The sequence below is a fragment of the Duganella sp. 1224 genome (genome assembly GCF_013408245.1).
Classification (GTDB): Bacteria; Pseudomonadota; Gammaproteobacteria; order Burkholderiales; family Burkholderiaceae_D; genus Rugamonas.
On sequence record NZ_JACBYS010000001.1, the window covers coordinates 1368447 to 1389816 of the forward strand.

Genomic DNA, 21370 nt, shown 5'->3' on the forward strand with positions numbered 1-21370 from the left:
CTTATTGATTTCCAGGATCCGCCTCTTGCGGCGCGACAGGCGGCGGCGGTGGCGGCACAATTGTTGCCGCCAGCACCGCGGCATCGGCCGCCAGCGCCGCCTGCGGCATCGGCAACGGCATACTGGACGCGACAATCAGCGCCGGGCCGATTGTCAGAAACGAAGCCCCCGCCTTCAGCGTGATACTGGCGCCCGCCTCGATCACCACATTCATGCCAGCCTTGATGTGTACCGTCTGGCCATGCAGCGCCGCCTTCAAGCCGCTTTGCAGCAGCAGGTTCTGACTGACCGCATGCGACAACGAGCCGCGCGTGGCCTCGCGCCGGTCGCCCTCCACGGTCAGGTGGCGGTCGCCGCCAACCTGCTCATGGCTGTCGCGGCCCACTTTGAGATGGCGATCACGCCCCATCCACGCCAGCGCATCCTGGCGCACCCGCTGCTCCAGGTCGCGGCCGGCATGCAGATACAACTGCTCCGCCCCCCGCTTGTCCTCAAACCGCAGCTCGTTGTACGCGCCACCGCCAATCGACGAATTGCTGCGTATCGCCGACCGCGTGGCCTGCGCCGGCAGCGGATACGGCGGCATCTGCTCGGCGTTGTAGACACTGCCCGTCACCAGCGGCCGATCCGGATCGCCCTCCAGAAAACTGACCACCACCTCCTGCCCGATGCGCGGCACAAACAGCGCGCCCCAGCGCTTGCCGGCCCAGCCCTGCGCCACCCGCACCCAGCACGAACTGGCCTCGTCCTCCTGCCCCAGCCGATCCCAGTGAAACTGCACCTTGATGCGGCCATACTGGTCGGTCCAGATCTCCTCGCCGGCCTTGCCGACCACGATGGCGGTCTGCGGTCCGCGCACCACCGGTTTGCGCGCCGTGCTGGCCGGCCGATACTCGGTCTGGCTCGATAGCGCGCCAAAGCTGCAACTCAACACCGGCTCCGGCTCGGACGGCCGCACTGGCTCGTAACTGTCCGATGACAAGGTGTAGACCGCACTGGTCACCAGGAACTCGCGGTTCTGGTCGCCCCGCTGGTGTTCGGTCAGCCGGAACAGGCAGCCCGGATACAGTCCGCGCGCCCGCGTTGCGCCGCGCACACGCTGATAACTGACATGGCGCGACTCCAGCTGCACACGCGCACGCGTCTCGCCGGCGGCGCGTTCGGTGTAATTGCCCGGATAGTCATACAGCTCGTGACGCGACTGCGCGTAAGCGCGCGTAACGGTTGACTTGACCAGCAGATTGGCCGACGGCTTCTCGAAATCGAAATCCTGCAGCGTCCGCACACCCGGCTCGATTTCACCATCCATCGACCACTCGTACACCACCTCGCTCTCGCGCATCGCATGGTCGGCGGCCGGCATGTACAGCAAGCTGGCATAGCCCGGCGCGGCGCTGTGGGCGCCGTAGGAGTCCGCCAGCACCATGGTGTGACGGCCGGCCCCGCTGCGGAAGTAGTAATAGATGCCCTCGCTCTCCAGCAAGCGGCTGACGAAATTGAAGTCCGTCTCGCGGTACTGCACGCAGTACGGCAAGGGCTGATAATTGCCGCTCAGGCCCGAGGTGTCCACATCGGCAATCGCGTAGGCAGCAAACACCGTCTTGACGATGTCGGGCACACTGCGCTCCTGGAAAATGCGGCAGTCCGACGCGCGCGTGAGGAACCACAGCCATGGCCGCACCGTGGCCTGATACGTGCTGTAACGGCCTTGGCGGCCGGTCAGCGCAAAGCGCGTAATCAGGCCGCTGAAATAGCGCTGCCCGCCGTGCGGCAGGTCGACGCTAATCGTGGCCGATGTGGCCAGCAGCTCGTCGATCTGCAGGTCGGCCCGTTCGCTGTACAGGTCAAGCTGGTATTCGCTCAGCTGCGACAAGGCCTCGCTGCCGCGCATGCGGCGCAGCAGCAGCACGTCCGGCCCGAGCACGCAGGTGACCGCGATCTGACGCTGGTTCTGGGTGGTCGCCATCGCCGTCAGCCCGTCCACGCGCCGGGCGCCAATTGCCGCACGTCGAGAATTTGCCGCACCTGGCCTTTCATGTCGGTGTACTGGCTCCAGAATGTCCACTGGCCGCCCTTGCGCCAGCCGATGATATTGGCGCTGGCGCGCGCATGCGGACGGACACTGGCGGCGCCGCCTTCGCGCATGTCCGCCGTGCTCTTGCCGTAGTAGTGTTCCTTGGTAAGCACGCCGAACCGGTTGCCGGCGTAGTCGTCGCGCGCCGCGCTCACCATGCCGGCGCCATCGAGCGTGCGGCTGCCGTCCTTCAAGTTGTAATGGCTGAAGCGCGCTCGTCCGTCCGGCGTGGCGGCAAAGGCGATCGCGCAGCCGGTCAGTTCCGGCGTCAGCATGATGCCCGGACCGGAGCTGTCCAGCGCGCATTGCGCCTTGCCCCCGGCCAGATAGCCGCTCCATTGCGCCTCGAATTCCATGCCGTCGCGGCGGGCGTCGGCGGACAGCATGCTGGCGTCGCGGTAGCGGATTTCGTAGGCGCCGGCGTCCGCCTTGCCGATTGATTTGCCGAGAAACACGCCAAGCCGCCGGCGCGCGCCGCTCTGCACCGGAATCAGCAAAAACCAGTAACGCCCTGCGGTTGGCGGACTCTGTCCCTTGAACTGCACGTGATTATTGCGCAGGAATTGCGGTGCGTCGGCCAGGAATTGAGCGACGGCGGTCATGCGCTGGTTCCGGCTGGCGTGGCGGGACGGCTGTTTGGCACGCGATAAATCATCAGGCCATGTCCCCTGTCGAGTGGGTTGCGCATGCTGAATCCCATTTTCTGCCAGAACGCGCAAGAGGTGGCATTCAGCGAAGTCAGCGTGATTTCCCGATTGGCGGTGGCGCCGTAGTCGCGGATCGCCCATTGCATGGCGAAGCGCGCCAGTGCGCTGCCGGCACCCGCCTGGCCGGAAAACAGGTCTTCAATCACCCAACTGCCGTTGTTGTTGGCCATGACCAGCAAGGCCACCGGCTCCCGCTCCGGATTGAAGGCGGTGAAATACACTACGGTCTCGCCGTTGCCGGTGGCGCCGCGGCGCTCGGTCAGCATCCAGATATTGGACAGCACTTTCTGCTGGTCGGTGGAGTCGCCCAGCATGCAGGCATCGACATAGTGGATGCGGAAGTCGGCCTGTTCCACTTGTTCGCAGGTAAAAACGGTGGGCATCGCTCACTCCTCGATGGCGTCGAATTGGTAGCTGAAGTCGCCGGCGCGCACGTCGACCGCGACCTGTCTGGCCGGCGTGCCCGCCAGCAGACGGCGCAGGAATTCGCCGCTGACGGCGGGCAGCAGCGTGTTGGTCAGAATGGCGTCGATCATCCGGCCGCCGCTTTCCAGTTCGGTGCAGCGGCTGGCGATCAGCGCCACTACGGCGTCGCTGTAGGTGAACGGGATCTTGTGCTGCTCGCTGACGCGGCGGGCGATGCGGTCCAGTTGCAGGCGGATGATGGCGCCCAGCATGTCGTCGCTGAGCGGGTAATATGGGATCGTCACCACGCGGCCCAGCAGCGCCGGCGGGAACACTTGCAGTAGCGGCGTGCGCAGCGCGGCGGCGATGGCGTCCGGCGCCGGTGGGTGGGCACGGTTGGCGCACATTCGGGTGATCAGGTCGGTGCCGGCGTTGGTGGTCAGCAGGATCAGCGTGTTGCGGAAGTCGATGACGCGGCCTTCGCCGTCTTCCATCCAGCCTTTGTCGAAGACCTGGAAGAATAGTTCGTGCACGTCCGGGTGGGCTTTTTCCACTTCGTCCAGCAGCACCACGCTGTACGGGCGGCGGCGCACGGCTTCGGTCAGCACCCCGCCTTCGCCGTAGCCGACGTAACCCGGCGGCGCGCCCTTGAGCGACGAGACGCTGTGTGCTTCCTGGTATTCGCTCATGTTGATGGTGATGATGTTTTGCTCGCCGCCATACAGGATTTCAGCCAGGGCCAGCGCGGTTTCGGTCTTGCCGACGCCGGAGGTGCCGGCCAGCAGGAAGACGCCGACCGGCTTGCCCGGATTATCCAGGCCGGCGCGCGCGGTCTGGATGCGGCGGGCGATCATGTCCAGCGCGTGGCGCTGGCCGATGATGCGGCGGGACAGCGTGTCGGCCAGTTGCAGCACGTTGTCGATTTCGTCGCGCACCATGCGGCCAACCGGGATGCCGGTCCAGTCCTGCACCACGGCGGCGACGGCCTGCTGGTCGACGGTGGCCAGCATCAGCGGCGCTTCGCCCTGGTACCCGGCCAGTTCCGCTTGCAGCGCGCGCAGCTGCGTCAGCGCCTCGTTGCGGTCGACCGCGTCAGCCGCGTCGGCGCGCAGTTGGCGGCGCAGGGCGACGATGCGCTGCACCAGCTCGCGCTCCCCGTTCCAGCGCAGTTCCAGCTCGCCCAGTTGTAGGCGCGCGGTCACCAATTGGCGTTCGGTCTGCTCGACGCGCGGCGCCGTCTCGATGCCGATCGCGGTTTCGTTGGCCAGGATGGCCAGCTCGGTTTCCAGCGCTTCGATGCGGCGGCGGCTGTTGTCCACCGGCGCCGGCGTCGCATGCAGGCTGACCGCCACGCGGGCGCAGGCCGTGTCCAGCAGGCTGACCGCCTTGTCCGGCAACTGGCGCGCGGGAATATAGCGATGCGACAGCCGCACGGCCGCCTCCAGCGCCTCATCCAGAATGTCGACCCGATGGTGCCGCTCCATGGTGGCAGCCACGCCGCGCAGCATCAGCAGCGCGCGCGCCTCGTCCGGCTGGTCGACCTGCACGGTCTGGAAGCGGCGGCTCAGCGCCGGGTCCTTTTCGATGTGTTTCTTGTACTCCGCGAAGGTGGTGGCGCCAACGGTGCGCAGCATGCCTCGCGCCAGCGCCGGCTTGAGCAGGTTGGCGGCGTCGCCGGTGCCGGCCGCGCCGCCGGCGCCCACCAGCGTGTGCGTCTCGTCGATGAACAGGATAATCGGCCTGGCGCTGCCCTGCACAGCGTCGATGACCGCGCGCAGGCGCTGTTCGAACTCGCCCTTCATGCTGGCGCCGGCCTGCAGCAGCCCCACGTCCAGCACCAGCAACTGCACCGCTTGCAGCGCCGGCGGCACGTCACCGCGCACGATGCGCTGCGCCAGCCCCTCCACCACCGCCGTCTTGCCCACGCCCGCCTCGCCCACCAGCAGCGGATTATTCTGGCGGCGGCGCATCAGGATGTCGATGACCTGGCGGATTTCATCATCGCGCCCGACGATCGGATCCATCTTGCCCTCGCGCGCCTGCGCGGTCAGGTCGGTGGTGAACTGTTCCAGCGCCTGCTGCTGGCCGGCCGCCGGCGGCAATGCGGCGGACGCCTCGCCTGGCGCGTCGGCCTGGTAGCCGTCGGTGGCGCGCAGGCCGTGCTCCGGCGAGCCTTGCAACACGGTGGAGAACTGCCCGGTCAGGTCGTCAATGCGGATCTTGCCGAACTCGCGCGACAGGCCGCCCAGCACATTGCGCAGGCCGGGCGTCTTCAGCAGACCAATGACCAGATGGCCGGAGCGCAGCTGCGATTCGCCAAACATCAGCGTCGCGTAGACCCAGGCGCGTTCCACGCATTCCTCCAGCTGCGGCGAGAGGTCGGTGATGGCCGTGGCGCCGCGCGGCAGCCGGTCCAGCGCCGCCGTCAGGTCGCGCGCCAGCAGCGCCGGATCGATGTCGTAATAGCGGACGATGCGCAACAGGTCGCTGTCCTGCAATTGCAGCAACTGATGCAGCCAGTGCACCAGTTCCACATATGGATTGCCGCGCAGTTTGCAGAAGACGGTGCTGCTTTCCATCGCCTGATAGCACAGGCTGTTTAATTTGCCAAACAGGGCAACACGGCTGATGTCGGCCATTCCAGATTCCTTTTCAAGTGATGTCGGCCGCAGCGGCACGACGGCGCGGCGCCAGGCGCAGCTGGTGGTCGTCCCGCTCGGGTGTTTTACTGATCAGCCAGCTATTCCAGCCGATCTGCGCGCCGCTGCCCAGCTTCAGGCGCGGCACCGCGTCTTTTTTGACGATGAGTTGCACGTCCCAGTCCAGCGCCAGGCCGGCGTACTGGCGCACCCAGTCGGTCAGCCGCCGCATGCCGGCCGCGCCCGGCAGGAACTCCTGCAGGCGTGCCTGGTCCACCGGGCCGAGCAACAGGCGGAATTTGTGCTGCGTGTTCCAGACCTGGCGCCCCAGCACCGTGGTGTGGCCGAGTGTCGCCGCCTCCGGCCCACTGCGCAGGCGCGTCAAGCCATCGGCCGGCAGCCGCATCCAGTGGCCGCACAACGGCTGGACCCGCACCGGCAACCGGAAATGGTCGCTCAGCACAGCGGCCAGACCGTCGGCGTTGCGCGTCTGCGGGCCCAGACGGCCGGCGTAGTGCAGCTTGGCGCTGTCCGGCACCGTGTCCCGTTGGCGCAGCGACGGCATGCCGATGCCGATCAGCGCGCCAAGATAGCCGCCAAAGCGGTCGGCGTCCGGCCGGTCCAGGCTGACGGCGGGCTGGGCGCTGGCCCAGGCCCGGTACAGCAGGCTGATCATCCGGTGCTGCAGCAGGTCCAGGAAACGCGCCAGCGTGGCGTCGCCGCTGTTGCGCTGGCGGTCGCGCACGTATTCGGTCAGGTGCAGCGGCATCGGGCCGTTGGCGCCCAGCAGGCCGAAAAATTCGACCAGCAGGCGCGGCGCGGCGTCGCCCTCCCGCTCCAGCGCCGCCAGCATGGCCGGCGCGAATGCCATCGATGCTTGCTGGCCCAGCCGCAGCGCCTCGTCGCGCGGGCTGGCCGCCTGGCCGATGCGCGGCAGTTGCGGATGGCTGCACTCGATCAGCCGCAGCGCCGCGTAGAAGTCGAACGCGGCGGGTTGCTGCTGCAGGCGCTGCAGCACGGTCACAGAATCTCGCATCGCCCTATCCTTGGCGGCCAGGTCATGATCACGCCACGCGTGGCGCTGCGGATGACGGTCTGGGTGAATGAGTTCAGGCTCACGTACTTGGCGAAGAACTGCTCCAACACCATGCCCAACATGAAAATGCTGCTGCCTTCAAACGCCATCTCATCCAGCGTAATGGTGATCTGCAAGCCGCGGCCGTGGCTGATGGGACCCGGTAGCGGCAGGCGCTGCACGATGCTGTCGGCTTGCACAGAACGTACGCCGTCAATCTGGCGCTGGGCGGCGGTGTCATGGGCGCGGCAGTACAGGCGCAACATGTCGCGCAAGGCGCCCGCATCCTCGTCCTGCAGCGACAGATAGTTGAGCGACAGATGACTGACCAGCCGCCACGCGGTGTCGCCCTGCGCGTGCGATGGCGCCGGCGCGCTGGGTCCGGCCACACAGCGCACCGAGCGTACCGGCGCGCCGGCGCCGATGGTGAAATCGGTCTTGCCGCCGCCAAGGGGCATGCTGAGCACCAGGTCACGGTTGCTGCACAGCGTCTCGACGCCCAGCTGGCGCAGATTGCTGTTGTACGGCGCGGCGCCGGCGTCCACCAGCGTCAGGAATACTTCGCTGCCGAGGTAGCTGGAGCGGGCGCCGTGGCGGCGCTGCTGTTCCGATTGCAGCCGGGTATCGCGCCGCAGCTGGTAATAAGCGCCGGGGCGCTGGTCGTTGGCGTGGTAGAAGGAGGCGAAAGTCTGCACGGCATCGGCGCCGCTGCCGTAGCCGGTGACAGCGCGGACCTCGTAAATCTCGTAATCCATCGGCCGCGTGCGGTCGGGCACGACGTGGTAGTCGGATTGCTGGTCCGACAGGTGGACGCGGTCGGCCCGCTTGGGGAACAAGTTAATCGCCGGCGTACAGTACAAGCCGATGTTGGCGGCGTTGAGCGCTTGCAGTTGTGGCTCGTGGCGTTTGAGCAGCACCACGATATCCAGTTCCGTCTCGGCGCAACGTTGCACCGCGCCGTCCAATCCGCCGAGTTCGACGAACAGGAAGCGTTGCGGCAGCGCGAAGTACTCCTGCAGCAGCCGGTAGCCCTGGAAGGCGCGCGCGCTGGGCGGCAGCAGCGCTTCGTCGTCGCCGCTGCCGATGGCGCGCAGCTGTTCGCGGGCGATCACGCTGTGCCACGCCGGCGCCTCGTGGGCGGGCATGGCCAGGATGCCGGCCGATTGCGCCAGCAGCGCCTCCATCAGCCGCGCCGGCAAGGCGTCGCCGCCGCGCAGGTGGAGCGGCAGCGAAGTGAGCGCCAGGTCGCTGAATGTGAGGCCGGCGCCGGTGCGCAAGCGCAGGCGCAACGCCGCCCTGACCGGGCCGAAGCGGCCCAGGTCGATACCGTTGAGCTGGGGGCCACAGGCGGTATAACGGGCCGCGGCCACCTCCACCGGCCATAGCGTTACGGCGTGCGCGGTGCGGAATTCGCAGGCCGTCTGGTCATCCTTGCCCAACTGGCTGTGCAAGGCGCTGCCGCGTGGCACCGTGAAGCCGCGCGCCAGGCTGCCCTCGCCCATGTCCGGCTGCAGCTGCACCACCGCCATCGACGGCGTCGGCGCCAGATACTGCGGATAGACCAGTTCCAGCAGGTGGTTGGTGAAACGTGGGAATTCCGCGTCCACCTTCATCTGCACGCGGGCGGCCAGGAACGCCACGCCCTCCAGCAGACGCTCGACGTAGGGATCGGCGCAGGCTTGTTCCTCCAACCCGAGCCGGCCGGCGATCTTGGGGAAGTCGCGCGCGAACTCGCCGCCCAGCTCGCGCAGGTGCTGCAGTTCGGTTTCGTAGTAGCGCAGCAGTTGCGGATTCATGGCGCGCCTCCGGCGTCCAGGTCGTACAGGCGCAGTTCGCCGATTTCCAGATCCAGTTCGGTTTTCAGGTACAGCCGTTCCGGCAGCGGCTGGCCCCACAGCTCGCCGTGAATTTCAAACGCCACCTGGTTGGCCGCCGCGCCAGGCGCCAGCGCCACCACGCGCAGGCTGTCGCGCAGGATGCGCGGCTCGAAGTCCCATACCGCCTGGCGGATGCGGCGCGCCAGCGCGGCGCGGTCCAGTCCGGACGCGGTCTTGCCGGTCAGGTCGGGCAAGCCGAAATTCAGCACCGATTGCGCCGCCAGCGGCGTGCCGTCGAGCGGCTGCACAGCGGCCAGGCCGGTGCTGTTCAGCAGCCAGCCCAGGTCGCGCAGCACCGCCTTGCGCAAGCCGCGCATCGACAGCACGCGCTGGTCGCGCGACTCCAGCTGCGCTTGCGGCGCATCGTCGGTCAGGCGGTCCAGCAGCGCGGGCTGCAGGCGGTCGGTACTGAGCAGTTCTGCCATGGGAGTGCCCGATCAGTAGACCGCGTTGGCTTCCAGGTCCCACTTCTTCGGCGTGCCGGTGACGACCGTGGCGCCGGTGAAGGAGTCGTACTTGTAGCTGATCTTGGTGAAGTTGATCGAGAACGTTTCGGTCGGACGCTCGCCGCTGCTGCTGACCGAGTACGAGCTTATAATCGGGCTGTCCAGCTCGATGGTCAGGAACACTTGCTGTTTCTTGTCCTGGCCGCCGGTCTGGATGAAGTGGAGCTCGGCCTTGCCCAGGCTCTTGCCGCACACCGCCTGCATGAACAGGTCGGCCGAGGCGATGTCGGTGGCCTTGGTCAGGCTGATTTCGGAGAACGAGGGATTGCTGGTGTCGCGGTCGGTGCCGCCGCCGCTGACCGAGATGGCGCGGCCCACGCCCATCTGGATGGCGTCGATGGTGATCCAGTCGGTGTGGCCGGCGACGGTGGAAGTGCCCTTGATCTGGGTGGCGAATTTCAGCAGGATCATGTTGTACCTTTATGAATGATGAGTGGGAGACGGCGCGGCTTAGGCCTTGGCCGAGGGCAGCTTGGACACCAGCCGCAGCGACACGGTCAGGCCTTCCAGCTGGTAGTGCGGACGCAGGTAGAACTTGGCGCCGTAGTAACCGGGGTTGTCCTCGATTTCCTCGACCACCACCTCGGCGCCGGCCAGCGGCTTGCGCGCCTTGTCGGCTTCGGTTGCGGTGGCCGGGTTGTGCTCGACGTAGCGGCCGATCCAGTTGTTGAGCCAGATTTCCATGTCGCTGCGTTCCTTGAACGAGCCGATCTTGTCGCGGACGATGCACTTCAGGTAGTGCGCGAAGCGGCAGGTGGCGAACAGGTACGGCAGGCGCGCGGCCAGGTTGGCGTTGGCGGTGGCGTCCGGATCGTCGTATTCGGCCGGCTTGTGCATCGACTGCGCGCCGATGAAGGCGGCGAAGTCGCTGTTTTTCTTGTGCACCAGCGGCATGAAGCCGTTCTTGGCCAGCTCGGCCTCGCGGCGGTCGCTGATGGCGATTTCGGTCGGGCAGGTCATGTCGACGCCGCCGTCATCGGTCGGGAAGGTGTGCACCGGCAGCCCCTCCACCGCGCCGCCGGACTCGATGCCGCGGATCTGCGAGCACCAGCCGTAGTGCTTGAACGAGCGATTGATGTTGACCGCCATCGCGTAGGCGGCGTTGGCCCAGGTGAAGTCCTTGCTGCCGGCCTGCCCTGTGCGCTCCTCGAAGTCGAATGCCTCCACCGGATTGCTCTTGGCGCCGTACGGCGCGCGCGCCAGGAAGCGCGGCATGGCGAGACCGACGTAGCGCGCGTCTTCCGAGGCGCGGAAGGTGCGCCAGGCGGCGTGTTCGGGCGTCTGGAAAATCTTGGTCAGGTCGCGCGGATTGGCGAGTTCCTGCCAGGAGTCCATCAGCATGACGCCGGGGTCGGCGGCCGTAATCAGCGGCGCGTGCGCGGCGGCGCTGATCTGGGCCATCTGTGTCAACAGCTCGACGTCCGGCGCGCTGTTGTTGAAATAGTAGTCGGCGACGAAGGCGCCGTACGGCTCGCCGCCGAACTGGCCGTATTCTTCCTCGTACAGTTTCTTGAAGATCGGGCTCTGGTCCCAGGCCACGCCCTTGAACTTGCGCAGCGTCTTGTGCACCTCCTGCTTGGAGACGTTGAGCACGCGGATCTTCAGCGATTCGTCCGACTCGGTGTTGGTGACCAGGTAGTGCAGGCCGCGCCAGGCGCTTTCCACTGCCTGGAAGTCGTCGTGGTGCAGGATGTGGTTGATCTGCTCGGACAGTTTCTGGTCCAGCTGGGCGATCAGCCCTTCGATCGTGCCCAGCACGTCGCCGGATACCAGGGCGGTATCCTGCAAGGCCTGCTCGGCCAGCGTGCGCACGGCGTTCTCGACGGCTTCCTGCGCCTTGTCGGTGCGCGGCTTGAATTCCTGCCGCAGCAGGCTGGCGAAGTCGCTGTCGGCGGCGTCAATGGCGGCGGCGGCCGCCGTCGGTTGGTTCAGTTCAGTGGTGGCGATGGCCATGGTTTATCCTTGTTGCGAAGCGGGATTCGGGGCGGCGCTCAAGGCCTTCATCAAGGCGGTGTCGTTGAGCAGTTTGGCGATCAGTTCCTCGGCGCCGGTTTTGCCATCCATGTAGGTCAGCAGGTTGGACAGCTGGGCGCGCGCCTCCAGCAGCTTGCGCAGCGGCTCGACGTTGCGGGCGATGGCGCCGGGCGTGAAGTCGTCCATGCTTTCGAAGGTCAGCTCGACCGGCAGGCGGCCTTCGTTAGTGAGCGTGTTCGGGACGTCGATGGCCACGCGCGGCTTCATCGACTTCAGGCGCTCGTCAAAGTTGTCGATGTCGATTTCCAGGAATTTGCGCTCGGCCACGGGCGGCAGCGGCTCGGCCGGCTTGCCGGACAGGTCCGAGAACACGCCCATGACGAACGGCAGCTGCACGGTTTTTTCGGCGCCGTAGACCTCGACGTCGTATTCGATTTGCACCCGCGGCGCGCGGTTGCGCCCGATGAACTTCTGACTGCTTTCTTTTGCCACGCCTGACCTCCGTTGATTGATGTGGGTTTGTTGAGTGACGGCGTCAGCCCTCATGGCGGACACCGCTGATCTGCGACAACTGGCCCAGGCCTTCCGGCGCCAGGTCCTGCAGCAATTCGGTGAAATTCATGTCGACCAGCCGCGCCGCGCGTTGCAGCAGCAAGGGCACGGGGCTGGAAGGTTCGTGCGCGGCGTAATAGGCGCACAGCTTGTCGAGCATGCGGGTGACGTCGGCGCGGTTACTGACCTGGTCCGCGCGCGCTGTGGCGCCAGCACCAGCACCAGCGGCGGCCGCGCCGCCGGCGTGGCCAGCTGCGGTCGCGCCGCCGGCGCCGCCTTCGCCGGGTATGGCCAGCGCCTGCACATGCGCCGTGACGATGCCTTCCGCCCGCCGCAGCAGCGACGACAGCGGCGACAAATCCAGCGCATGGCCAACGCCCGCCAGCTGCGTGAGCCGCTGCTCGATCTCCGCCGTGCTGGCGGCACACGCGCGCAACGCGCCCGCCGTGTCGGCCAGTTCACGCTGGTCGGCGGCGGAAAACACCGCCTCCAGCATCGCCTGCGCATTGCGCTGCTGGCCATCGTCATCGGCCGCACCGTCGGCGCCGGCCAGATCGATATCGCGCAGGGTGACGCTGCCCACCGCGCGCACCCGCGCCAGCGGCGTCTCGCGCAGATCGCGCAGCAAGCCGGCGCCATCGCACAGCGCCGCCAGCACGTTGATGCGCAGGGTCGGATCATGGTCATCGTCCGCATCCAGTTGCGGATGCACGTGGTCCCAGTGCCGCTCGATCAGCGCCGACAGCAGAGCCAGCGCCGACGCCAGGCCCGCCACACCATCCAGCGCCAACTGCGCGCGCGCCAGCAGCATCGCCAGACGCAGGTCGCGGCTGTGCGTCATCAGCGCCAGCGCCTGCGCGCGCACCGCCTGCCAGTCCGGCGGCGTGGCCGGCGTAATGGTGCTGCCATACTGAACTTCCGGCGTGCCGCGCGCCGCCTCTTCCGCCGCCAGAAATTGCGGGTCGTATTCCAGATTGTCGCCGCAAGGCGCGGCCTCATTTAAGGCTGCGCTCAGTGACGCTACATCGAAAGGGGTAATCGCGCTCATGCGTGCTCCGGTATGCTTGTATCGGGATTTACGCAAGCGATGCGCAACTGGATGCAGGCGCGTGTAAATTTTTTTTGGCGCGCACAGATGAACGCGTGTCGAAAGACAAGTGCGGCTATAATCCGCCCGCCAATTAATCCACGAACTCCGAAACCCCGAGTCAGCCTATGGACAACCACACACCGGAAAATCAGCGTCTGGTGATACTGCTACAGCGCGTCTCGTTGCAGGACCACGCCGCGTTCAAGCAGCTCTACGATCTCACCAGCGCCCACCTGTATGGTGTGGCCCTGCGCTTCGTGCGCAAGAAAGAGCTGGCCGATGAAATCCTGCAGGACGCCTTCATCAATGTCTGGCAGCAGGCCGGCGGCTACAGCGCCACCTTGTCGACGCCGATGACGTGGTTGATCAGCATCGTTCGCAACAAGTCGCTGGACCGTCTGCGCAGGGGCAAGTTAGAATTCGACAACACTGTTGTCCTCGACGAAACGTCGTCGGAACCCGCCCATGAAGAAGCGGCAGACCATGCGGATCCGCATGAACTGTATGCTGCCGCCACGGAGAAAATGGAATTGAATCGTTGCCTGTCCCTGCTGGAAGCGCCGCACCGCCAGTCGCTGGCGCTTGCGTATTACAACGGCATGTCGCATGCCGAGCTGGCGGAACATTTGCAGGTGCCACTGGGCACGGCCAAGGCATGGGTACGGCGCGGCCTTGAGCGGCTGCGCAAATGTGTCGAGTCCTCGTCGCAGCCGGCGACGCCGAAAGGGTCGCGATGAATTACGAACGTCCGGAATTGCTGGATCGCCTGGCCGGCGCGTATGTGCTGGGTACCATGGCCGCGCGCGCCCGACCGCGTTTCGCGCGCCTGCTGGCGGAATCGCCGCAGGCCCAGCGCGCGGTGGCCGCGTGGAATAATGAGCTGGCGCCGCTGGCGTCCGCTGTCAAGCCGGTGGCGCCGCCATCGGCCGTGTGGGACGCCATCGCCGCGCACACCCAGCCCCGGCCGCATGTGGCGCCCTCCGCCGCGGCGGCCACCGCGCCAAGTGGCTGGTGGCACAAGCTGCGCGGCAGCCTCGATGGCTGGGGACGGCCGGCGGTGGCATTCTGCCTCGGCGCGGTGCTGGCGTTCGGACTGGTCAAGCAGAATGCCGGCATCTTCGGCATGCACCATACAAACGCCAGCCTTCCCGCCAGCTATGTCGGCATACTCAGCGACGCCAAGGGCGACGCGGTGCTGACGGCGGGATCGCACCGGCGCGGGCACACGATGACCATCAAGCTGCTCAAACCGTTGGTGATACCGCCTGGCATGGTGGCGCGCATGTGGGCGCTGCCGATGGATAATGGCGCGCCGATCCCGATCACGGATGTGCCGGCGAGCGGCAATGTCACGATCCATTTGAATCAGCCAGCGGAAGACATGTTCTTCAAGGTGAAGCTGCTGGCGGTGTCGTTTGAAACCGACCCGAATGCCGCAACGCCCGCGTCGCCATTCGTGCTGTCGGGGCATTGCGTCAAGTTCTGGTAAGCGTAACCGAAGCGCGCCGCGAATAAACCTATCGAAAGAGTTATTCGCGCAGATTTTCTTGCGCTGACCGCATCCGTTTGCGCCGCCGCCGCGTATCTGTCTGATAGACGCGGCGGCATCTTGCCGGCGCCACGCCTGCAAGGAGCAAGTTTGATGACGCAGCCCGCCCTCCGCCTGACGGAGATCCATGGACTGAGCGATACCGGCGACGTGCGCCGTCACAATGAAGACGATTTCCTGATCGACCCCGCGCTCGGCCTGGCGGCCGTGGCTGATGGCATGGGCGGCCACCAGGCTGGCGAAGTGGCCAGCGCCGGCGCGCTGTCGGCGCTGCACGCCAGCTTGCGCGAGGCCCGCCTATGTGACGCCCACCCTGCCCGCGCCACTGGCGTTGACGCCGACGATCCCGATGCCACCGCCGTCAATCCGCGCTGGCGCCACACCACCGCCCTGCTCCAGGCCATACAGCACGCCAATGCCAAACTGTATGCGGAAAACCGCGCGCGCGGCCACGCCGATGGCGCCGGCATGGGCTGCACATTGACGGGATTTCTGGAACTGCCGGGCATGGACGCGCTGCTGCTGTTTCATGTTGGCGATAGTCGCCTGTACCGCTATCGCGATGGCGAACTGGCGCAGCTGACGCGCGACCAGACCGCTTACCAGTTGGCGCTGGAATCCGGCGCGCCCGGAGGGCTGCCGCCGCATAATTTGCTGCTGCAGGCGGTGGGACCGGCGGCATCGCTGACGCCGGATATTTCGCTGCACGCCCTGCAGACCGGCGACCTGCTGCTGTTGTGCAGCGATGGCTTGCATGGCTGGGCGCCGCACGCGGAACTGGCGCAAGTGCTGGCACTGCCGCTACCGCTGACGTCGTTGTGCGGCGAACTGATCGCGCTGGCCAAGCACCACAGCAGCCGCGACAACATCACCACGTTGCTAGCGCGTTGCATGTGATTCGGTTGCGATTTAATCGCATAGGAGTTACCATGCCACCAGTCTGACAGCGAGGAGTCTCTATGAAGGTTGAGTTAATTGCCGCCATGGCCATGGCTTTGAGCCTGGGCCAGCCGGCGTGGGCGGCGCCGGCGGATGGTGCCTGCGCGAACGGTCTGTGCGGCGCCAGCGGCCTGTCACTGAAAGCGCTGGATGCGGCTGCGCGCGACGACAAGCTGGCCGCGCAATCGTCCAGCGGCGGCCTGCGCGAAGAATTCCGCCGCACCGCGCCGCAGCGCGACGCCTGGACGCGCAACCTCGGCGCGCGCGAGGACCGCGAAAACTACAATTGCGCGCTCAGTTTCGGCATCGGCGGCCAGTTGGGCAAGGACGGCTACATCGGCTCGCGCCTCATGGGCCAGACGCAGACATGGCGCGCGCCGGATGGCGGCAGCAAACCCTAGGTCGCCTGCGTCAACGCGCGCAACTCTGCCTCGGTAAAGCCCGCCTGCCGGCGCGCCTCCAGATTGAACGGGCCGCGCAGCGTCGGCGCTTCATATTGGCGTGCCAGCGCGGCGTAGGTGGGCATCAGTTCCAGTCCACGCAATCGGCACAGATAGCCGTACCAGCGATTGCCGATTTCCACGTGGCCGATTTCGTCGCGCAAAATGATGTCGAGGATGGCGGCAGCTTCCATATCGCCGGCCTGGGCCAGCTTGGCGCGCAGCGGCGGATTGGCATCCAGGCCGCGCGCCTCCATCGTGCGCGGCACCAGCGCCATGCGGGCCAGCACATCGCCGGTGGTTTTCTCGACCATTTCCCACAGGCTGTCATGCCCGCTGAAGTCGCCGTAGCGGTAGCCCAGCGTGCCCAAGTGCGCGTCCAGTAGCGAGAAATGATAGGCCTCCTCGCGCGCCACCTGCAGCCAGTCGGTGTAATACGCGGCCGGCATGCCGCCAAAGCGCCAGACCGCGTCCAGCGCCAGATTGATGGCGTTGAACTCGATATGCGCCAGCGCGTGCACCAGCATCGCCCTTCCCTCCGGCGTATTCATCGACCGCCGCCCCAGCAAGCGCGGCGACACCAGCTGCGGCCGCGCCGGCCGGCCGGGAATTTGCATCGACGCCACCAGCGTCATCTGCGGATCAACGGTAGCAATAAGTTGTTCCACATCATTTGATAGCGCGTTGACTGCTGCTACTTTTACAGCGGGATCAGACTCTGTGAGGCATTGCAATGCGCGTGCGCGTAATTCGGTGTTCACGTGTTTATCCACTTCATTTTTCAACTCTGACGATATTATGACACCCGAACAAGACCTCCCTGCCGCTGACAAGCCGTCGATCACCCACCGCCTGCTGGATGCGACGCTGAAAAATCCCTTCATCACCATGTGGAATCTCGCCTTGATAATTGGAGGCTTGATTGCACTGGTCTATTTTGCGCAACTAGGCTACCTCCCCGACCTTGACCTCAAGACCGCGTCATCATTTTTACTGGCCGTGGCCTTGGTGGGCGTATTTCTCAGCGCGATTTTGATGGTAATCTTTAACGTCCCGAGCCTGATGATACGCAGCGAAAGAAAGGACGACGACCAGACAACATTCAGGTTGTTTGTGTTGCGCGCCGTCCTCTGCGGCGTGACTGGCGCCTGTTTCTGGTGTTCTGGGGACTCGCGTTAATGCGCTTCCGCGCGCCCTCGCACGATGACATCACTGCCAGAGCCTATGCGGCCTATATCGGCGTTTCGCTGTGCCTGCCCATCATTACCTGGCGATGCCGTCGGAATCGAAAAGTTTGCCGACCGCGATCTTCTCCAATTTGTCGTTTGGTGGTTTGACCAATACCGCATTGATCGTGAAAGAACCCGCCTGCAAGGGGCTCAACGTGCTGGTGCCGGGGACTTGCGCCGCCACTGCGGAAAAAGATCCTGGTTGCGTTAATCCATTAAAACTGGCCAGCCGGGTTGGCACCGAATTCCTGCTCATCGTCAAATCGGGCGACAAGGAAGTGAAGGTGCCGCTGCAAAAGATGGAGGTGCTGACGTGGGGGATGGGTGTCGATAAGCCGTGTGGGTCGCCAGTGTTACCAAGGAACTAATCCCTGTCCTACAGCGACACTGCGCGCGCACCGATACCTCAGCTATCGTGCGCGCCGCATGATATGGCCTGTCACCGCGCCGTCAGGCACGGGACCTCACTAACCATTGGAGACCATCATGAGCTATCTAGACCGCGACACCTACGGCATCTATCGCAGCGACGACGCAAACGGCCCGGGCCCACGCCTGATGGGCGCTGACACGCTCATCGGTGAGGATGTGTACAACCGCCAGGACGAAGACCTCGGCGACATCAAGGAAATCATGCTGGACATGCGCAGCGGCCAGGTGGCCTACGCCGTGCTGTCCTTCGGCGGCTGGCTGGGCATGGGCGACAAGCTGTTCGCCGTGCCATGGCAGGCGCTGCAACTGGACACCGACAACAAGCGCTTCCTGCTGGACGTGTCCAAAGAGCACCTCAAAAACGCGCCGGGCTTTGACAAGGATGACTGGCCGGACATGGCCAGCACCGAATTCAACACCGAGCTGCACAGCTTCTACGGCACCCAGCAGAACATCGCCGGCGGCGTCACCTCGACCGGCAGCGTGATGGGCAGCGGCAGCGCCAATCTGCAAAGCGATCCGGGCTACAGCAGCACCACCACGACCAATCCGGGCTCGCGCAGCGGCGGCATCGGCAACATCTGATTGACGGCGCCCGGCCCAGGCGCTTGCACCAAAATCGGGCATTCCCGTTGGCACGTTTCTTGATAGAAGAGTAATCGTGCTTAACTGGGAATGTTCGATATGCCAAAATTCTTCAATGAAATGACAGCTGACGGCCTGGCGCACACCGCCAGCGCTGAAGTGCGTGAGCACTACCGCGAGTTCTGCGGCTGGCTGCAGCGCCAGTCGGCCGATACCATCGAACGCAAGCGTGCCGAGGCGGACCTGACGTTCCGCCGGGTCGGCATCACCTTCGCCGTCTACGGCGACGACGCCGGCACCGAGCGCCTGATTCCGTTCGATACCATCCCGCGCATCATTCCGGCCTCGGAATGGAAACACCTGCAGACCGGGCTGGTACAGCGCGTCAAGGCGCTGAACATGTTCGTGCACGATATTTACCACGACCAGAACATCATCAAGGCCGGCATCATCCCGGCCGAGCAGATCTACAAGAACGCGCAGTACCGGCCGGAGATGCAGGGCATCAACGTGGCGTCCGATATTTACGCCCACATCGCCGGCGTCGACATCGTGCGCGCCGGCCAGGGCGAGTTCTACGTGCTGGAAGACAATCTGCGGGTGCCCTCCGGCGTCTCCTACATGCTGGAAGACCGCAAGATGATGATGCGGCTGTTCCCGGAACTGTTCGCCCGCAACAAGATCGCGCCGGTCGACCACTACCCGGACATGCTGCTGGACAACCTGCGCTCGGTGGCGCCGATGGGCATCACCGATCCGACCGTGGTGGTGATGACGCCCGGCATGTACAACTCGGCCTACTTCGAGCACGCCTTCCTGGCCCAGCAAATGGGCGTGGAACTGGTCGAGGGCAAGGATTTGTTTGTCAGCGACAACACCGTGTTCATGCGCACCACGCGCGGGCCCAAGCGCGTGGACGTGATCTATCGCCGGCTGGACGATGATTTCCTCGATCCGCTGGCGTTCCGGCCGGATTCCTCGCTCGGCGTGCCGGGCCTGCTGTCGGTCTACCGCGCCGGCCGCGTGACGCTGGCCAATGCCATCGGCACCGGCGTGGCGGACGACAAGTCGATTTACCCGTACGTGCCGGACATGATCAAGTTTTACCTGTCCGAAGAGCCGGTGCTGAACAATGTGCCGACCTACCAGTGCCGCAAGAAGGAAGACCTCGCCTACACGCTGGCCAACCTGCCGGAACTGGTGGTCAAGGAAGTCCACGGCGCCGGCGGCTACGGCATGCTGGTGGGGCCGGCCTCGACCAAGGCGCAGATCGAAGAATTCCGCCAGCGCCTGATCGCCCGGCCGGACGGCTACATCGCCCAGCCCACGCTGGCCCTGTCCGCCTGCCCGACCTACGTCGACACCGGCATCGCGCCACGCCACATCGACCTGCGGCCGTTCGTGCTGTCCGGCAAGACGATCTCGATGGTGCCGGGCGGACTGACGCGCGTGGCCCTGCAGGAAGGCTCGCTGGTGGTGAACTCGTCGCAGGGCGGCGGCACCAAAGACACCTGGATACTGGAGAAATAAGATGCTGAGCCGAACCGCCGACCATTTGTTCTGGATGGCCCGCTACACCGAGCGCGCAGAAAACACCGCGCGCATGCTGGACGTCAACGTGCAAACCTCGATGCTGCCGCAGTCCGACGAGGAAAACGCCCGCGGCTGGCGCGCCCTGCTCGGCATCTCCGAGCTGCAGTACGCATTCGACCAGAAATACCAGTCGCTGGAGGGGCGCGAGGTGATCGACTTCATGGTGCGCGATCCGGGCAACCCGTCGTCGATCGTGGCCTGCCTGACGCAGGCGCGCGAAAACGCCCGCGCCGTGCGCGGCACGCTGACCACCGAAGTGTGGGAAATCCAGAACCAGACCTGGCTGGACATGCAGCGCCGCCTGAAAAGCGACTGGCTGGAAACCGACCCGAGCAAGTTCTTCGAATGGGTCAAGTACCGCTCCCACCTGTCGCGCGGCGTCACGCTGGGCACCATGCTGCGCGACGAGGCGATCCACTTCATCCGCCTCGGCACCTTCCTGGAGCGCGCCGACAACACCGCGCGGATTCTGGACGTCAAATACCACGGCGGCGCCCAGGACAGCAGCGAAAACATGAGCCAGCGCGACTTCTATTACTGGGGCGCGATGCTGCGCTCGGTGTCCGGCTTCGAAATTTACCGCAAGGTCTACCGCGACGTCATCACCCCGGCCCGCATCGCCGAATTGTTGATGCTGCGCGGCGACATGCCGCGCTCGCTGCTGGCCTGCATGGACGAGGTGGTGCAGAATCTGCACGAAGTGCGCAACGACGTCTCGGCCGATACCGAACGTTTCGCCGGCCGCCTGCGTGCCGAGCTGCAATTCGGCAAGATCGACGACATCCTGGCGGAAGGCCTGCACGACAACCTGACCCGCTTCCTGGCCAATATCTACGAACTGGGCAACCGCGTCAGCCGCGACTTCCTGGTGCCGCTGGCGGCATAAGCGAAAGGCTTCCCATGCAACTGACGATACGGCATGAAACGCGCTACACCTACACGCTGCCGCTGGCCTACACCATCCAGCAGCTGCACCTGACGCCGCGCGTGGAGCCGCAACAGCATGTGCTGACGTGGAACCTGTCGGCGCCCGGTCACATGCACAGCTACACCGACGCCTACGGCAACCTGTCGAACATGATGACCATGGACGCGCCGCACCAGGCCTTGTCGATTGTCGCCAGCGGCGTGGTGGACACGGTGACGCCGGATCGCGGCCGCATCGTCGCCGACGCGCTGTCGCCGTTGATCTTCACCGTGCCGACGCGGCTGACGGCGCCCACCCCCGGCATCCTCGAGCTGGCGGCGTCCTGCTTGCCAGACGGCAAGGCCATGACGCGCGACCTGATGTGCCTCGCCGAGCACATCTTTGGTGCGGTCCGGTATCAAAGCGGTGCGACCGCCGTGTCCACCACCGCCAGCGACGCCCTTGCCCTCGGCCAAGGGGTGTGCCAGGACCACGCCCACCTGTTCCTGGCCTGCTGCCACGCGCATGGCATTCCGGCGCGCTACGTGTCCGGCTACATCGATCCCGGCAACACCGGCCACGCGGCCAGCCACGCCTGGGTCGACGCCTGGGCCGAGGACAAGGACTTTACCGGCTGGGTCAGCATCGACGTCACCCATGCGCGGCTGATGACGGACGCCTATTGCCGCCTGGCCATCGGCCGTGATTATGACGGCGCGGCGCCGGTGCGCGGCGTGCGGCGCGGCGGCGGCACGGAGTCTCTGAGCGTCGACGTACAGATCGTCCCGCAGTGAGCG

The 21370-nt window shown here is 65.7% G+C and carries 22 protein-coding genes; 10 read left to right on the top strand and 12 right to left on the bottom strand.

The annotated features are described in order from the left end of the window. Position 1: 1 nt before the first annotated feature. The 11 genes from FHW58_RS06175 to tssA are packed head-to-tail and all read right to left on the bottom strand — an operon-like array spanning position 2 to position 12857. Positions 2-1984 (bottom strand): type VI secretion system tip protein VgrG, encoded by a 1983-nt coding sequence (locus FHW58_RS06175; protein ID WP_218892630.1) that lies wholly within the window; start codon positions 1982-1984, stop codon positions 2-4. After that, a complete protein-coding gene (locus FHW58_RS06180) occupies positions 1972-2676 on the bottom strand; it encodes a hypothetical protein (RefSeq protein ID WP_179672159.1) in 705 nt (234 codons plus the stop codon). The genes FHW58_RS06175 and FHW58_RS06180 overlap by 13 nt, the downstream gene beginning before the upstream one ends. Then, positions 2673-3164 (bottom strand): GNAT family N-acetyltransferase, encoded by a 492-nt coding sequence (locus tag FHW58_RS06185; RefSeq protein ID WP_179672160.1) that lies wholly within the window; start codon positions 3162-3164, stop codon positions 2673-2675. The genes FHW58_RS06180 and FHW58_RS06185 overlap by 4 nt, the downstream gene beginning before the upstream one ends. A gap of 3 nt (positions 3165-3167) precedes the next feature. Continuing rightward, positions 3168-5825, bottom strand: coding sequence for a type VI secretion system ATPase TssH (tssH, locus tag FHW58_RS06190; protein WP_179672161.1), 2658 nt, complete (start codon positions 5823-5825; stop codon positions 3168-3170). Positions 5826-5838: 13 nt separating this feature from the next. Further along, positions 5839-6861 carry a type VI secretion system baseplate subunit TssG gene (gene tssG / locus FHW58_RS06195; protein WP_179672162.1) on the bottom strand — a complete coding sequence of 341 codons (1023 nt, stop codon included), beginning with the start codon at positions 6859-6861 and terminating at the stop codon, positions 5839-5841. After that, positions 6846-8696 carry a type VI secretion system baseplate subunit TssF gene (gene tssF, locus FHW58_RS06200; RefSeq protein WP_179672164.1) on the bottom strand — a complete coding sequence of 617 codons (1851 nt, stop codon included), beginning with the start codon at positions 8694-8696 and terminating at the stop codon, positions 6846-6848. The genes tssG and tssF overlap by 16 nt, the downstream gene beginning before the upstream one ends. Beyond that, on the bottom strand, positions 8693-9202 hold the full coding sequence (gene tssE, locus FHW58_RS06205) for a type VI secretion system baseplate subunit TssE (RefSeq protein ID WP_179672165.1): 510 nt from the start codon (positions 9200-9202) through the stop codon (positions 8693-8695). Before tssE ends, tssF begins: the two co-directional genes overlap by 4 nt. Before the next feature lie 12 nt (positions 9203-9214). Further along, positions 9215-9694, bottom strand: a complete 480-nt coding sequence (locus FHW58_RS06210) for a type VI secretion system tube protein Hcp (RefSeq protein ID WP_179672167.1) — start codon at positions 9692-9694, stop codon at positions 9215-9217. A gap of 39 nt (positions 9695-9733) precedes the next feature. Then, positions 9734-11236, bottom strand: coding sequence for a type VI secretion system contractile sheath large subunit (gene tssC, locus FHW58_RS06215; RefSeq protein ID WP_179672169.1), 1503 nt, complete (start codon positions 11234-11236; stop codon positions 9734-9736). 3 nt (positions 11237-11239) lie between these two features. Continuing rightward, on the bottom strand, positions 11240-11749 hold the full coding sequence (tssB, locus tag FHW58_RS06220; protein ID WP_179672171.1) for a type VI secretion system contractile sheath small subunit: 510 nt from the start codon (positions 11747-11749) through the stop codon (positions 11240-11242). Positions 11750-11792: 43 nt separating this feature from the next. Next, positions 11793-12857, bottom strand: a complete 1065-nt coding sequence (tssA, locus tag FHW58_RS06225; RefSeq protein WP_179672173.1) for a type VI secretion system protein TssA — start codon at positions 12855-12857, stop codon at positions 11793-11795. 167 nt (positions 12858-13024) lie between these two features. On the opposite strand from tssA, the gene FHW58_RS06230 reads away from it, so the two are divergent. The 4 genes from FHW58_RS06230 (at position 13025) to FHW58_RS06245 (ending at position 15788) form a co-directional block, all read left to right on the top strand. Then, positions 13025-13636, top strand: a complete 612-nt coding sequence (locus FHW58_RS06230) for a sigma-70 family RNA polymerase sigma factor (protein WP_179672174.1) — start codon at positions 13025-13027, stop codon at positions 13634-13636. Then, positions 13633-14388, top strand: a complete 756-nt coding sequence (locus FHW58_RS06235) for an anti-sigma factor domain-containing protein (RefSeq protein ID WP_179672176.1) — start codon at positions 13633-13635, stop codon at positions 14386-14388. The genes FHW58_RS06230 and FHW58_RS06235 overlap by 4 nt, the downstream gene beginning before the upstream one ends. A 153-nt stretch (positions 14389-14541) precedes the next feature. Then, positions 14542-15345 (top strand): PP2C family serine/threonine-protein phosphatase, encoded by an 804-nt coding sequence (locus FHW58_RS06240; protein ID WP_179672178.1) that lies wholly within the window; start codon positions 14542-14544, stop codon positions 15343-15345. A 62-nt stretch (positions 15346-15407) separates the two neighbouring features. Beyond that, positions 15408-15788 (top strand): DUF2147 domain-containing protein, encoded by a 381-nt coding sequence (locus FHW58_RS06245; protein WP_179672179.1) that lies wholly within the window; start codon positions 15408-15410, stop codon positions 15786-15788. Here FHW58_RS06245 and FHW58_RS06250 read toward each other — a convergent pair. Next, the gene (locus FHW58_RS06250) at positions 15785-16717 is read right to left on the bottom strand and encodes a ferritin-like domain-containing protein (protein WP_373996636.1); all 933 of its coding nucleotides are present in this window, start codon (positions 16715-16717) and stop codon (positions 15785-15787) included. The two genes, FHW58_RS06245 and FHW58_RS06250, sit on opposite strands and share 4 nt — an antisense overlap. Between FHW58_RS06250 and FHW58_RS06255 the strand changes: the two genes are divergently transcribed. The 6 genes from FHW58_RS06255 to FHW58_RS06280 all read left to right on the top strand — a co-directional run bounded on the left by FHW58_RS06255 (position 16626) and on the right by FHW58_RS06280 (position 21367). Then, a complete protein-coding gene (locus FHW58_RS06255) occupies positions 16626-17006 on the top strand; it encodes a hypothetical protein (RefSeq protein WP_179671056.1) in 381 nt (126 codons plus the stop codon). The genes FHW58_RS06250 and FHW58_RS06255 overlap by 92 nt on opposite strands. Before the next feature lie 115 nt (positions 17007-17121). Further along, the gene (locus FHW58_RS06260) at positions 17122-17424 is read left to right on the top strand and encodes a hypothetical protein (RefSeq protein ID WP_179672181.1); all 303 of its coding nucleotides are present in this window, start codon (positions 17122-17124) and stop codon (positions 17422-17424) included. A 118-nt stretch (positions 17425-17542) separates the two neighbouring features. Continuing rightward, positions 17543-18073 carry a PRC-barrel domain-containing protein gene (locus FHW58_RS06265; RefSeq protein WP_179672182.1) on the top strand — a complete coding sequence of 177 codons (531 nt, stop codon included), beginning with the start codon at positions 17543-17545 and terminating at the stop codon, positions 18071-18073. A gap of 99 nt (positions 18074-18172) precedes the next feature. Continuing rightward, positions 18173-19603: a circularly permuted type 2 ATP-grasp protein gene (locus tag FHW58_RS06270; protein WP_179672184.1), complete on the top strand. Its 1431-nt coding sequence runs from the start codon at positions 18173-18175 to the stop codon at positions 19601-19603. Between the two features lies 1 nt (position 19604). After that, entirely contained in the window at positions 19605-20552 is a 948-nt protein-coding gene (locus FHW58_RS06275; RefSeq protein WP_179672186.1) for an alpha-E domain-containing protein, read from the top strand. 14 nt (positions 20553-20566) lie between these two features. Next, positions 20567-21367, top strand: coding sequence for a transglutaminase family protein (locus tag FHW58_RS06280; RefSeq protein ID WP_179672187.1), 801 nt, complete (start codon positions 20567-20569; stop codon positions 21365-21367). The last annotated feature ends 3 nt before the right edge of the window (positions 21368-21370 follow it).